The organism is Bradyrhizobium sp. ORS 285 (assembly GCF_900176205.1).
Lineage (GTDB): Bacteria > Pseudomonadota > Alphaproteobacteria > Rhizobiales > Xanthobacteraceae > Bradyrhizobium.
Genome location: NZ_LT859959.1, coordinates 6768889 through 6783104, shown reverse-complemented (window position 1 = coordinate 6783104; position 14216 = coordinate 6768889). Strand labels below are relative to the sequence as shown.

8 protein-coding genes are annotated in these 14216 nt (G+C 67.2%); 2 read left to right on the top strand and 6 right to left on the bottom strand.

The features are described from left to right. Positions 1-53: 53 nt before the first annotated feature. On the bottom strand, positions 54-1022 hold the full coding sequence (locus tag BRAD285_RS30340) for an alpha/beta fold hydrolase (protein ID WP_006614129.1): 969 nt from the start codon (positions 1020-1022) through the stop codon (positions 54-56). Between the two features lie 101 nt (positions 1023-1123). On the opposite strand from BRAD285_RS30340, the gene BRAD285_RS30335 reads away from it, so the two are divergent. Together BRAD285_RS30335 and BRAD285_RS30330 are read left to right on the top strand one after the other, a co-directional pair. Then, a complete protein-coding gene (locus BRAD285_RS30335; protein ID WP_006614130.1) occupies positions 1124-2035 on the top strand; it encodes a LysR family transcriptional regulator in 912 nt (303 codons plus the stop codon). A 93-nt stretch (positions 2036-2128) separates the two neighbouring features. Further along, positions 2129-4183 (top strand): DUF3857 domain-containing transglutaminase family protein, encoded by a 2055-nt coding sequence (locus BRAD285_RS30330; RefSeq protein ID WP_006614131.1) that lies wholly within the window; start codon positions 2129-2131, stop codon positions 4181-4183. A 37-nt stretch (positions 4184-4220) separates the two neighbouring features. Here BRAD285_RS30330 and BRAD285_RS30325 read toward each other — a convergent pair whose 3' ends face one another. From BRAD285_RS30325 to BRAD285_RS30305, 5 genes are all read right to left on the bottom strand, one after another. Beyond that, entirely contained in the window at positions 4221-7742 is a 3522-nt protein-coding gene (locus BRAD285_RS30325) for a PAS domain-containing hybrid sensor histidine kinase/response regulator (RefSeq protein ID WP_006614132.1), read from the bottom strand. A gap of 415 nt (positions 7743-8157) precedes the next feature. Next, complete coding sequence (hemA, locus tag BRAD285_RS30320; protein WP_006614133.1) at positions 8158-9387, bottom strand: 5-aminolevulinate synthase; 1230 nt, start codon at positions 9385-9387, stop codon at positions 8158-8160. Between the two features lie 206 nt (positions 9388-9593). Beyond that, complete coding sequence (locus BRAD285_RS30315) at positions 9594-10652, bottom strand: MBL fold metallo-hydrolase (protein WP_006614134.1); 1059 nt, start codon at positions 10650-10652, stop codon at positions 9594-9596. Positions 10653-10903: 251 nt separating this feature from the next. Continuing rightward, complete coding sequence (locus BRAD285_RS30310) at positions 10904-13042, bottom strand: methyl-accepting chemotaxis protein (RefSeq protein WP_006614135.1); 2139 nt, start codon at positions 13040-13042, stop codon at positions 10904-10906. A 243-nt stretch (positions 13043-13285) separates the two neighbouring features. After that, a complete protein-coding gene (locus BRAD285_RS30305) occupies positions 13286-14017 on the bottom strand; it encodes an outer membrane protein (protein ID WP_006614136.1) in 732 nt (243 codons plus the stop codon). Positions 14018-14216 lie beyond the last annotated feature (199 nt).

Here is a 14216-nt window from a genome sequence, read left to right as displayed (position 1 = left end):
CCCCTCCAGGGGAGGGTGAGATTGAATTCGCGGCAGCTTCATCGCATCATCCTCTAGGGAGCCGCTTTGGGGGCCGGCTGCCCATTGAGGAAGGCGTCGATCGCGGCGACTGTCGCAGCCGGCTGCTCCTCCATCAGCCAGTGGCCGGAGCCTTCGATGACCTGCTGCTGCACGTTGTCGGCGCCGGCGCGTGCCACCACGGCCATGGTCGGGCCGAACGACGCGGAGCCGCCGATTGCCAGCACCGGCATGGTCAGCTTGCCGTGCGCGGCGAGCCACGCGCGGTTGTCGATCGTGTCCTGATCGAAGGCGGCGAACTGGCTGAAGCCGGCGTGCATCCGCCCCGGACCGGCATAGAGTTGCGCGTAGTGGACGCGCGCGGCCTCCGGGAAATTCGCAGGCTTGGCCGAGAACTCGTTCCAGAAGCGGTCGAGATAGATGCGCTCGCGGCCTTCGACCAGGCGCTCCATGTCGGGGCCGCCGAAGCGGAAGTGCCAGAGCAGCGGGCTCTTGAGGATCTCGTCCCACGGGCCGATGCCGGGCACCGGCGCATCCATCAGCACCAGCTTGGTGATGCGGTCGGAGTGCCGCGCGGCCAGTGCATAGGCGACCATGTTGCCGATGTCGTGCGCGACGACGTCGGCGGTGCGGGCGCCCAACGCGTCCATCACGCCGGTGATGTCCTCGGCCTGGTTGGCCTTCTCAAACCCCTTGTCGGCGCGGGCGGACAGGCCGAGCCCGCGCAGATCGGGCACGATCACAGTGTGGTTCGCTGCCAGCTTGATGGCGAGCGGCACCCACATGTCGCCGGTGTCGCCATAGCCGTGCAGCAGCACCACGGCCGGCCCAGTGCCGCCGACGCGGACGTGGATGGTGGTGCCGTTGGTCGGGATCTCCTGGGTGCGGAAGGTCGCCGGAAACTGACCGGGCGCCTCGGTGGCGTCGGCAAGGGCGGCGCTGGCCAGCGCGGTGAGCGCGGTGGCGGCGAGGGCGGTTCGTTGCAGCAGGCGGGGCAGGGTCATGGCAGTCTCCTCCGGGTTGGTCGATGCACGCAAAGCTAGACCGGAGCCGTTCGCGGTATTAGAGGGGTGTCACGCCAAGGATTTTTGATCTGGACGCAAAAATGACGCTGGCCAGTGCAGATCGGGCCCGGGACCTCGAAGTGTTCTGCGCCGTCGCCGACAGTGGCAGCTTCTCCGCCGCGGGACGGGGTCTCGGACTGACGCCGTCGGCGGTCAGCCGCACGCTCGACAGGATCGAAGCGCGGCTCGGCGCGCGGCTGCTGTTGCGCTCAACGCGCGCGCTGACGCTGACGGCGGAGGGGCAGGCCTATCTCGCGGCTGCCCGGCGGATCCTTGCCGATCTCGACGAGGCCGAGCAGGCGATCGCGGAGCAGGGCGCGCCGCGCGGGCGCATCCGGGTCAGCGCCGCGATCTCGCATGGCCGTCTTTGTATCGTGCCGCTGCTCGGCGAATTCGTGCGGCGCTATCCCAACATCCTGGTCGACATCAATCTGAGCGACGGTCTCGTCGACGTCGCGGCAGGGCAGGCCGACGTCGCGATCCGCGGCGGTCCGCTGGCCGACAGTGCGCTCACCGCGCGCCGGCTCAGCGAGACCGGCCGCAGCATCGTCGCCTCGCCCGACTATCTCGCGCGCTGGGGCGTGCCGGAGACGCCCGAGGATCTGCACAACCACAATTGCCTGAACTACGGCTTCCGCCGCGCCGAGCCGGTGTGGCCGTTCCGCCGCGACGGCGTCGACTACGCGCTGAAGCTGCGCGGCGCGATCGAAGCCAACAGCGGCGACACGCTGACCGAACTCGCGGGCGATGGCGTCGGCATCGCCCGCGTCGGCGATTTCACCCTTGGCAACGCGATCGCCGAGGGGCGGCTGGTGCGGCTGCTCGAGGCGTTCAACCCCGGCGACAGGGAAGTCTTCCACGCGGTGTTCGTCGGCGGCGCCAACACGCCCGCGCGCGTGCGTGTGTTCGTGGACTATCTGGTGGAGCGGATGGGGGCGCGGAGAGAGGCGTAGCGGCCCTGTTTGATGGCGCCGGGCTTGCCTTCGCTTGAACGCTTTTGCAAACGACGGTAACCCAAGCCGGGGTTCCGCGTGGGGCGTGTCATCGTGAGTGAGATTGAGGAAAAGGCGCTCGCCGGGGGAGTGGCGGGCAAGGCCGACGAGGTGCGTCACACGCCCGTCCCGGCCTGGGTGGATCTCGCCGCGTATGCGACGGAGCCGTCGCCCGAGCAGGAGTCCTGCGTGGCGAACGGGGTCTGCCGGCTGCTGGCCGATGTCCAGGTCAACCTTACCGGATCGCAGCCGCTCTGGACGTTCCGGTCGGCGCAGCGCATCCTGACCAAGGACGGCGCCGAGAGGGCGTCCCACATCGTGATCGAGTTCGACCCCGGCTACCAGACGCTCGAGGTCCATTACGTTCGCATCCTGCGCGGCGATCAGGCGATCGAGCATGCGCGGCCCGGATGTTTCCAGGTCTTCCGCCGCGAGCGGGACATCGAGCGGCTGATGCTCAACGGGCGCCTCACGGCGTCCTTCCTGGTCCCGGACGTGCGTGCCAATGACATCCTGGAATTCTGCTGCACGCTCCAGGGCGACAAGCCGATCTTCGGCGGCAAGTACCAGACCTGGGTGGCGCTCGACGCCTTCAATCCGACCTTCGATCACCGTCACCGGGTGCTGAAGCCGCGCGGTCGCACCATCGCCAGCCGCGATTTCAATGACCCTCCGCATCCCGAGATCAGCGTGCGGGACGACGTCGAGGACATCCGCCGGCGTCTGGTCGGTCAGAAGAAGATCAGCCCGAGCGCGCCTTTGACACCGCCCTGGGTGTTCGAGACGCCCGCGTTTCAACTCAGCGAGTTCGAGAGCTGGGGCGACGTCGCGGGCTTGATGGCCGGAGCCTATGACAGCGGCGACATTCCGCCGGAGCTTGCCGCCGACATCGATCGGATCGGACAGGCGTTCGCTGATCCGGAGCAGCGGGCGGTCGAATGGCTGCGCTTCGTCCAAGGGGAGTTGCGCTACTTCTTTCTCTCGCTGGGGGAGGGCGGCCTGACGCCGCGCGACCTCGAGACGATCTGGTCCGGTCGCTTCGGCGACTGCAAGGACAAGGCGCGGCTCTACGTGGCCGGTGCACGCCGCCTCGGTCTCGACGCCTGCGCCGCGCTGGTCTCCACGACGCATGGTGTCGCGCTGGATCAGGTGCTGCCGAGCCCGGCCGCGTTCGATCATTGCATCGTCCGCCTCCGGCTCGCTGGGCGCAGCTATTGGCTCGATCCGACGCTCTCGGTTCAGGGCGGCAGCCTCGACCAGATCGAGGTGCCTCATCTCGGATGGGCGCTGCCGCTGGCCCCGGATGTCTCGCGGTTGGAGCAGATGCCGGAGCACGCAGTCCAGCACATCATGCACTGCCACGACGACTGGCGCGTCGGTCCCACGCGCCAGGCTCCGGCGACGTTGCGTCGCAGCCTCGAATTTTCAGCCTGGGGTGCCGACCAGATCAGGAACATGATTGCCAATGAGGGGGAGACCGGTCTCGCGCGCGGCCTGCTCAGCCAGTTGCAGGCCAATTGGCCGACGGCGACTGAGGCTACGCCGATCGAGATCCAGGACGACCGGGTCCACAACAAGATCGTGCTGGATGCGCGATACACGATGAGCGACTGCTGGCGGGCATCCGACAAGCCGGATCAGATTCATCTGCAGTTCGTCGACAACAATATCGGCACGGACTTGTCGGGCGCCGGATTGGCTGCGCGCGAGCACGATATCTATGTCGGCCGCCCCAGGCGCCTGTCGTGGCTGCTGCAGGTCGAAATGCCCCGCGACTGGCCGGACGCGCGGTCCGAGGAGACGCATGAGCTGCCCGGGCTCAGGCTCGCGAGCCGCTACAGCTCCGACGGCCGCCATGTCGAGAGCTTCAAGGAATTGACCGTCGAGAGCTGGACGGTGCCGCGGTCCAAGGCCGAGAGCTACGACCTCTTGGTGAGGTGCGCGCAGCAGAACATCCTGTTCGTCCAGGCCTCCGCCAAGCACGACAAGATCCGGCCGCCGGGTTTTCAATCGAACCTGAACCTGAAGGTCTCGGCCCCATTCGTCGTCGGGGTCCTCTGGCTCGCGATCGCGGTCCTTCGGGCGCTGTTGACGACAGGCAGCCACTGAGCTGGCGACAGCGCAAGTCGGCGCGAGAGAGCCTTCGCTACTCCGCCGCCACCATCTGCTGGATCCGCCATTGTCCGAGCAGCGCGCGCAAGGATGCCGGCTTCAGCGGCTTGTTCAGCACGGCGATGTTCTCGTCGCGGGCGGCGGCGCGGACGTGGGGGCTGCGGTCGGCGGTGATCAGGATCGCGGGCAGCGCCTCGTTGAAGCGGCGGCGGATGTCGCGGATCGCGGCGATGCCGTTGCCGCGGTCGAGGTGGTAGTCGACCAGGAGACCGGTCACGGCGCCGTTGCGGGCGGCGATCGCTTCTTCGGCGGATTCCGGGTCGGGGACGGCGATGACCTCGGCGTCCCAGGCCGTGAGCAAGGTGCGCATGCCGTCGAGGATCGCGGGATCGTTCTCGATGCAGACGATCAGGGCGCCTGCGATTGGCGTCTTGGCGAGCGGGGTGGCGCTGGTGACGGCGGCGGTGTGGTTGATCGCCTTGGCGACCGGCACTGTCACGGAGAAGACCGAGCCGCGGCCGGGCCGCGAGTCCAGCGCGATGCCGTGATTGAGCACGCGGGCGATGCGCTCGACGATGGAGAGCCCGAGGCCCAGACCGCGGGCGATCCGCGCGCCCTGTTCGAGGCGGTGGAATTCCTTGAAGATCTCGCCGCGCTTCACTGGGGGAATGCCGACACCGGTGTCGTAGACGCCGATCTGCAGCGAGGTGCCATGGCGGCGGCAGCCGACCAGCACGCGGCCATTGGGCGTGTATTTGATGGCGTTGGAGATGAAGTTCTGCAGCAGCCGGCGCAGCAGGAGCCGGTCAGATTCGACGGGCAATGAGCAGGGTACGAAGATGAGATCAAGACCCTTGGCGCGCGCGGCCGGCGCGAACTCGATCTCCAGCGAGCGCATCAGGTCGGCCATCTTGAAGCTCGACACCGACGGCGTCATCGCGCCCGCATCGAGCCGGGAGATGTCGAGCAGCGCGCCGAGGATCTCCTCGATGGCCTCCAGCGAGTCGTCGATGTTCTCGACCAGGCGGGAATCCTCTCCCGGCGTCTGACGTTCGACCAGGCTGGTCACGTAAAGTCGCGCCGCGTTCAGCGGCTGCAGGATGTCGTGGCTCGCGGCCGCGAGGAAGCGGGTCTTGGAGATGTTGGCATCCTCGGCGGCGCTCTTGGCGACCGCGAGCTCGGAGTTCAGCCGCGTCAGCTCCTCGGTGCGGTCGCGCACGCGTTTTTCGAGCGTCGCATTGGCGCGCTCCAGCGCTTCCGCCGCCTCGAAGGACGGCGTCACGTCGGTGAAGGTGATGACGAGGCCGCCGTCGGGCATGCGGTTGGTGCGGACCTCGATCACCATATGGCGGTCGGCAAGGCGTTCCAGATACGGCTCGCCCTCGGTGGTATAGGCGGCGAGCCGCCGCGCCAGCAGCGCCTCGCTGTCCTCATAGGTCGGCGCGCCGATCGTGCCCATGAATTCGAGGATCTCGCGCAGGGGACTGCCGATCTGCACCAGATGCGGCGGCAGGCCGAGCAGGTCGACGAACTGGCCGTTGGAGCAGATCAGTTGCAGGTCGGCATCGAACACCGCGATGCCCTGGCGCACATGGTTGAGCGCGGTCTGCAGGATCTCGCGGTTGAAATGCAGCGCGGCGTGGGAATCGTCGAGCAGTTTCAGCGCGGCCTTGGCGGAGACGGTGCGCTTGCGCAACAGCAGCGACATCACCAGGCGCGACGACGCCGCGCCGATCGAGGAGGCGATCAGGTGCTCGGCATGGCGCAGCAGCTCGAAATCGGCCGGTGCCGCCGGATCGAGCGACATGTTGCGCTGGAGGGCGAAGGCCTCGAACGAGGCGCGGGCGCGGTCGGGGCCGAGATACTGCCCGACGGTGCTCTGGATGTCCTGCACGGTCACGGTGGAGCGCCAGCGGCGGAAGCTCGGGGCGCTCGGCGTCAGCTCGGCCGGCACGAACAGATCGGCTTGCAAAAGTTCGATGGACGACGGCTGCCGCGCCAGCGACAGCACGATGTAGGTCAGGAGATTGAGCGACAGGCTCCACAGCACGCCATGCAGCAGCGGCGGCAGATCGGTGCCGAGCAGCGCCTGCGGCCTGAGCGGCTCGAAGCCGAACGGGCCATGCTGCAGGAAGAGAATGCCGGCGGTGGAGGTGTCGAGGAAGCTCGGGATGAACAGCGTGTAGAGCCAGACGGCGAAGCCGACCAGCATGCCGCCCATCGCGCCGCGCGCGGTGGCGCGCCGCCACAACAGGCCGCCGAAGAAGCTCGGCGCCAGCTGCGCGATCGCGGCGAACGACAGCAGACCGATCGCGGCGAGCTGCGCGGTGCCGAGCGCGCGGTAGTAGAAATAGGCCATCACCATGATGGCGAAGATCGCGATGCGGCGGGTGCCGAGCAGGAAGCCGGCGAAGTCGCGGCCGATCTCGCGCTGGGCCTGCTGGCGCTGCAGCACCAGCGGCACGACGATGTCGTTGCAGACCATGATCGACAGCGCGACGCATTCGACGATCACCATCGCGGTCGCCGCCGACAGGCCGCCGACGAACACCAGCACCGACAGCCATTGCGAGCCCGCCTCGATCGGCAGCGCCAGCACATACATGTCGCTGTCGACGGCGCCGAAGGGGAAGGTGACGAGGCCGGCGAGCGCGATCGGGATCACGAACAGGTTGATCGCCACGAGATAGAGCGGGAACAGCCAGCGCGCGCGCGACACCTCGGCGTCGCTGGCGTTCTCGACCACGCTGACGTGGAACTGGCGCGGCAGCAGCATCGCGGCGCAGAACGACAGCAGGGTCATGGTCAGGAAGTTGCCGATCCCCGGCACGTATTCGAGCGCGCGCTCGGCCTCCGGCGATTTCATCGCCCGCTCGATCAGCTCGACCGGCGAGAACATCCAGAAGGTGACGAAGGCGCCGGCGGCGATGAAGGCGACCAGCTTGATGATCGACTCGGTCGCAACCGCGAGCATCAGGCCGTGCTGGTGCTCGGTGGCGTCGGTCTGGCGCGTGCCGAACAGCACCGCGAACATCGCCATCGCGAGGGTCACCATCAGCGCCATGTCGCCGACGATCGGGATGTGGGCGAAGGCGCGGTCGTCGATCAGGATGGTCTGCAGCGAGGAGGCGACGGCCTTCAGCTGCAGCGCGATGTAGGGCACCGAGCCGATGATCGCGATCAGCGCTACGGTCGCCGCCACCGCCTGGCTCTTGCCGTAGCGCGCGCCGACGAGGTCGGCGACCGAAGTGATGTTCTGGGTCTTGGCGAGATGGATGACCCGGCGCAGCAGCGGCGTGCAGGCGCCGACCATCAGGATCGGGCCGAGATAGATCGCCAGAAAATCCACGCTGGTGCGCGAGGCGAAGCCGACCGAGCCGAAGAACGTCCACGAGGTGCAGTAGATCGCGAGCGACAATGGGTAGATCAGTCCGGCCAGCCAGCTGCGGCTCTCGGGCGCGCGCCGCTCCCCGGCCCGGTTGCCGCGGCTCGCGACCAGGAACAGGAACCCGATATAGCCGAACGCGGCCAGGATCACGCCCCAGTCGTGCAGCATGTGTCGCGCGAACTCCTCGATCGCTCCCTCTGGATGAGGGCCGTGAGCTTAGCGCTTTGGGGGAGGTGGGGCGATAGCGATGTAGCTGGGGACGCGGGGAATGAGGCGGCGTCGTTAAGGGCGTGCGTCGCATCCGCTGTCGCGGCGCGAGCGCCCATGAGAGCCGACGTCGTCGCAGCAAGGCCGGTCTGCTCCCCTCCCCCTTGCGGGGAGGGGTTGGGGGTGGGGGTCCCCCGGGCGCTGAATTGAGTGAGGCGCGCGTCGCCTATTTGGAGATTTCAGTGTGCGCTTGTGAGCTCAGGGCCTCACGAACAGCGGGACTCGTGGACCCCCACCCCCGACCCCTCCCCGCAAGGGGGAGGGGAGCGCACCGCCGTTGCGGGGACGTTTGCGGGCTCACCACAACGAGTCGTATCTATTCCGCCGCCAGCGGCTTCTTGTGCAGCGCGAGCCCCAGCCGCTCCCACACCTGCAGCAGGGCTTCCGCCAGGCGGTCGATCAGCCCGTCGTCGTGATAGGGCGACGGGGTGATGCGCAGGCGCTCGGTGCCTTTAGCAACCGTCGGGTAGTTGATCGGCTGGATGTAGATGCCGTGCTCCTCGAGCAAGAGGTCGGAGGCCTGCTTGCACTTCTCGGGATCGCCGACGAACAGCGGCACGATGTGGGTGTCGTTGTCCATCACCGGCAGGCCGGCGGCGTTGAGGATCGCCTTGACGCGCGCGGCGCGGTCCTGGTGGCGCTCGCGCTCCCAGCTCGACGATTTCAGATGCTTGATCGCGGCGGTCGCGGCCGAGCAGATCGGCGGCGGCAGCGCGGTGGTGAAGATGAAGCCCGGCGCGTAGGAGCGCACGGCGTCGATGATCTCGCCCTTGGCCGCGATATAGCCGCCGAGGCAGCCGAACGCTTTCGCAAGCGTGCCTTCGAGGATGTCGATGCGGTGCATGACGCCGTCGCGCTCGGCGATGCCGCCGCCGCGCGGGCCGTACATGCCGACGGCGTGCACCTCGTCGACATAGGTCATCGCATTGTAGCGCTCGGCGAGGTCGCAGATCGCAGCCAAAGGCGCGACGTCGCCGTCCATCGAATACAGGCTCTCGCAGGCGATCAGCTTCGGCCTGCTGGGGCCGGCGGCGATCAGCAACTGCTCGAGATGGGCGAGATCGTTGTGGCGCCAGATCTGACGCTCGCAGCCGGACTGGCGCACACCCTCGATCATCGAGTTGTGATTGAGCGCGTCCGACAGGATCAGGCAGTCCGGGATCAGCTTGGCGAGCGTGGCGATGCCGGTCTGGTTGGAGACGTAGCCGGAGGTGAACAGCAGCGCCGCTTCCTTGCCGTGCAGGTCGGCGAGCTCGGCTTCCAGTTGCACCAGGGGATGGTGCGTGCCGGCGATGTTGCGGGTGCCGCCAGCGCCGGTGCCGACGCGGGTCGCGGTCTCGACCATCGCGCCGACCACCTTGGGATGCTGACCCATGCCGAGATAGTCGTTGGAGCACCAGATCACGACATTGCGAGGACCACCCGGCGAATGCCACGTCGCGTGCGGGAACCGGCCGGCGATGCGTTCGAGATCGGCGAAGACCCGGTAGCGGCGCTCGTCATGCAGACGACCGAGGGCGGCGCTGAAATATTGGCTGTAGTCCATCACGAGACCTGACGTGCTGCGCTGCAGCGCAGCGCCTGGAACGGACCCTCTAAGCGACGGGGGCTTAAGGCCTTCTTAGAGCTTTTCCAGAGCGGCTGTCGAGCCGGAATCCCACGGCAGGAGTTGGGCGTTTTGTCCAAGCTTCATACACGGATCGCCCGATCTGGACCGATCCGCGCCGGCATTGCGGCGAGCGCGCGGCAGCCTCAGGTGGTGCGATAGTGCAGCACGCCGTCGACCTCGCGGGCGGTCAGGCGGCCCTCGACGAGCATGTAGTTGACGTGGGCGATCAGCTCGCCGGCGGCGAAGCCCATCTGGTGCGGATCGAGCACGTGCTTGTGGAACACGACCGGTACGAGCTGGGCTGACGTCCTGGTCTCGTCGCGGCAGGCGTCCGCGATCATGCGGCAGCGCTCCTCGTGATGGTCGGCGAGCTGCTTGATCCGGGTCTTCAGTCCGTAGAACGGCACGCCATGGCCGGGCAGCACCAGGAGATCATAGGGCAGGGTGGTGGTGAGGCTCGCCAGCGACGCGAGATATTCGCCGAGCGAGTTCTGGTCCGGCTCGACCGCCCAGACGCTGACATTGGGCGAGATCTTGCTCAGCACCTGGTCGGCGGACAGGAACAGCTTGTCGGCGGCGCAATACAGCATCACCTGATCGAGCGCGTGGCCGCCGCCGGTGATCACCTTGAAGCGTCGGCTGCCGATCTGGATCTCGTCGCCATGGGCGATGCGGCGGTAGGACGCCGGCAGCACCGAAACGCGCTGCAGATATTCCTGGCCGCGGCCGAGCAGCTTGTCGGTCAGGGTCTCGTCCATGCCGTGGCGGCGGAAGAACAGCCGCTGCGCGTTGCGCCGCTCCTCGGTGCCGCGGTTCTGGTGATAGACCGATTGCAGGTACTCGACCTGCGACATCACCAGCGGGCAGGCGAAGCGCTCGACGATCCACCCCGCAAGCCCGACATGGTCGGGATGCGAATGGGTGACGATCAGCCGGGTGATCTTGACGTGACGGAGCGGTCCGTCGAGTAGCCGCGTCCAGGCGGCGATCGACTCCTCGTTGCCGAAGCCGGAGTCCACCGCAACCCAGCCGTCGCCGTCGGCGAGCAAATAGATGTTCACATGGTTGAGGCGGAACGGCAGCTTCAGCCGCAGCCACAGCACGCCGGGCGCGACCTCGACCACCTGGTCCTCACCGGGATGCTGCTCCCAGGGGTAGCGCAGGGCTTCGGCGGAGGAGAGGGCGGTGTCGGTCTTGGTCATGTCTCATCGATTAACGGCCGCCGCGGTCGAGCGCCAGCCGAAAAACGCGGCGAAAACACATGGCTGGACGGCATTCCGGGACGCGGCAGTTGGGCCTCATGGTTCGAGACGGCGCTGCGCGCCTCCTCACCATGAGGGGGCAGAATCTGCGCTTTGATCCATCGGTCGGCTGGCCCAAAAGCGATCTGCATCCCCTCGCCCTGAGGAGCCCGCCAGAGGCGGGTGTCTCGAAGGGCGGGCCGGGTTGGTGACTATGCCGCCCTGATGTTGGTCAGGAACGCATCGACCTCCTCGCGCAGCGTCTCGGCCTCGCGGCGCAGCGTCTCCGAGGCGCTCAGCACTTCGTTGGCGGAGGTGCCGGCCTGGGCCGAGGCGCTGGAGACCCCGGTGATGTTGTTGGAGACCTCGGTGGTGCCGGAGGCCGCCTGCTGGATGTTGCGGGCGATCTCGTGCGTCGCGGTGCCTTGCTGCTCCACGGCCGCGGCGATCGCGGTGGTGACGTTGTCGATCTCGGCGATGGTCTCGCCGATGTTGCGGATCGCCGACACGGCCGACGAGGCGACCTGCTGCATGCCTGCGATCTGGGTGCGGATCTCGTCGGTGGCGTTGGCGGTCTGGCTGGCGAGGCTCTTCACCTCCTGGGCGACCACGGCGAAGCCGCGGCCGGCCTCGCCCGCGCGCGCCGCCTCGATGGTGGCGTTCAGCGCGAGCAGGTTGGTCTGCGAGGCGATCGCCTGGATCAGGTCGACGACGACGCTGACGCGGCTCGCATTGTCGGCGAGGCCCTGCATCGTCGAGTCGGTGGCGCCGGCCTCCTCGACCGCCTTCTTGGCGATCTGCGCCGAGGTCACGACCTGGCGGCCGATCTCGGCGATCGACGACGACAGCTGCTCGGTGCCGGCCGACACGGTCTGCACGTTGACCGAGGTCTCCTCGGCCGCCGCGGCGACCGCGCTCACCAGCGAGTTGGACTGATCGGCGGTCTGCGACATGCTCTGCGCCGTGGTCTGCATTGCACTGGCGGAACTCTGCAGATTGGCCAGCGCGCTGCGCACCGTCGCCTCGAACTCGGCGATCCGCGCCTCCATGCGCGTGGCGCGCTCCGCCTTGGCGGCGTTCTCGCGGTCCTGCTCGGCGGCGAGCGTGCGCGCCTGGATCATGTTGTCGCGAAACACCTGCAGCGTGTCGACCATTGCGCCGATCTCGTCGCGCTGCTTCGAGGCCGCGATCTCCGTCTCCAGGTCGCCGCTCGACAGGTTCTGCATCGCCTGCTGCAGCCGCTTGATCCGGCGCAGGATGTTGCCGCCGACATAGAGCCAGACGAACAGGACCGAGCCGAGCAGGGTGGCCGCTCCGGCGCCGATCATGCCGAGCGTTCCCAGCTCGATCTCGCGGCCGGCCGTGCTGGTCGCGCCTTCGGTCGATTTGCGGACGCCCTCGACCAGCTGCTGCACGCTGATGTCGAGGCCGACATTGAGCTTGCGCGTCTCCTCCAGCACGGTCTGGCCGTAATCGTTGGCGTCGAGCTCCTTCTCGCGCGTCTTGAACACGCGGGTCTTGCCTTCGCCGAGCGCGGCGAGCTTCATCGCCGCATCCTGGATCGCCTTGGTGCTACGGCCGGTGGGCAGCAGCTCCAGGTTCGATTTCAGCTGCGCCAGCGACTCCTTGAACTGCCGCTCGACCGCCTCCAGCGTATCGCTGTCATTGGCCGCGAGCGCGGCCGCCATCTGCGCCACGATCAGGTTGCCTGACGCGATGACGTTGCCGAGCTGCTCGACGAAGCGCGCCGCGGAGGTGGCGTCGTCGGCCGACACTTCGGCGGCGCCGAGTACGGCGTTGAGTTGCGTCTGCGCATCGAGCATCGGCTCGTTCGCCGCCTTGGTGAACTCCTCCTGCGCCTTGCGTAGCGCGTCATATTGCTGATTGTGCGTGGCGACGACGGCGAGCCGCTCGCGGGCTGCCGAGACCAGGCTCTGATTGGCCTCGTTGATGTTCTTGATGGTCTCGGCGAGCGGCGCCACGACGCTCTTGGCGGCGCCGAGTGCTGCGATCTCCGCAAGCCGCTGCTCGGTGCCCTTCTGGATCTCCTGCATCTTCTTCAGCCGCTCGTTGAGCGCGTCCTCGCTCTGCGAGCCCAACAGCGCGGGGCCGAGGCTGGCGAGGCTGGAACTCTGCGCCAGCAATTGCAGGCTGGAGGTGAGACGCGGAATGTCGCGGCCGGAGAGCTCGACCATGGTGCTGCCGATGTGGCGCAGCATCAGTCCGGCGCCGATGCTGATTGCAATCGCCATGCCGGCGATCACGGCGAAGGCGGCGAACAGGCTGCCACGGACGCCCCATCTGGGACGCAGGACTCCGAGCATTCTGCTGAAGCTGAATCGACCCGCCATGTCTCGTTTCCCTCGATAGCCGCTACTTTGAGCTGATGTTTACGGGGCACTATCGCGGCAGCGAGTTAACAATCAGGGAAATTACGCAGTTCGTGCTGATTTTTTGCGCATTTCTGCATTTCACGTCGCGGCATTTAACGGCGCAGAAAGAGCTGTTAAGATGCGGAACTGATAACCCATGATAACAAAAGGCCGGCATCGCTGCCGGCCTCTCGCTGCTTGTTGTTATTTGACGCCTGTGGATCAGTAGCGGGCCGCGACCGGAGCGCCCCAGTTGAAGCGGTAGTTCACGCCGGCCTTGAAGGTGTGATCGTCGGTGCTGAAGCTGCCGGTCGGAACCAGTGCGGCGGGCGCCGTGAACGTGGCGTTGCCGAAATTGTAGTACTGATACTCGGCCTTGGCCGACCAGCTCGGCGCGAACATGTATTCGAGGCCGGCGCCGATGGTCCAGCCGTTGCGGTGATCGCCGTTCGTGGCGAAGGGAACCGGGTTGCCGAACTGCGTCACCTTCTCGTTATTGTCCGAATAGGCGTAGCCGCCCTTCACATAGAGCAGGCCCGGACCCCAGGTGTAGCCGAAGCGGCCAGTGATCGAGCCGAGGCCGCGCTGGCTGTTGGTATAGACATAGCCGCCGGGGAACGCCGCGCCGACATTGCCGCTCAGCCAGCTGTACTGGCCTTCCGCGCCGATCACCCAGGTGGGCGCGAACTGCCAGTCGGCGCCGACCTGCACGCCGCCGAGGAAGCGGCCGTTGGAATTGTTGCCGGTGCCGAGGCCGGAATAGTTGTTGTTGCTGGAGAACGCGCCGCCGAGATGGGCGCCGAGATAGAAGCCGGTCCAGTTGTAGATCGGCGCGACATAGGCAGGTGCCTTGGTCGCGTAGGGATAGGTGCGGGCGCCGAGGTCGGCTGCGAAGGCGGACGGGGCCGAGGCGAGCACGGCGAGCGCAACGGTGGCGAACAGGATCTTCTTCATGGCGGGTCTCCAACTCAGAACTAACAAGGCTCGCGCAGTGCGCGCCGTCGATGGATTGGAGATAGATCGCTTTTGAGTAAAATGCTGTCACTCGCGCAGCACACCGCCCTCGAACCCAACCTGTCGGCGGGCAAACGTCGTGGCGTAGTTAGCGGAGTCCTAACGAAGCCTGTCGCGCGGGTGAACGGCCCGCGTGGCT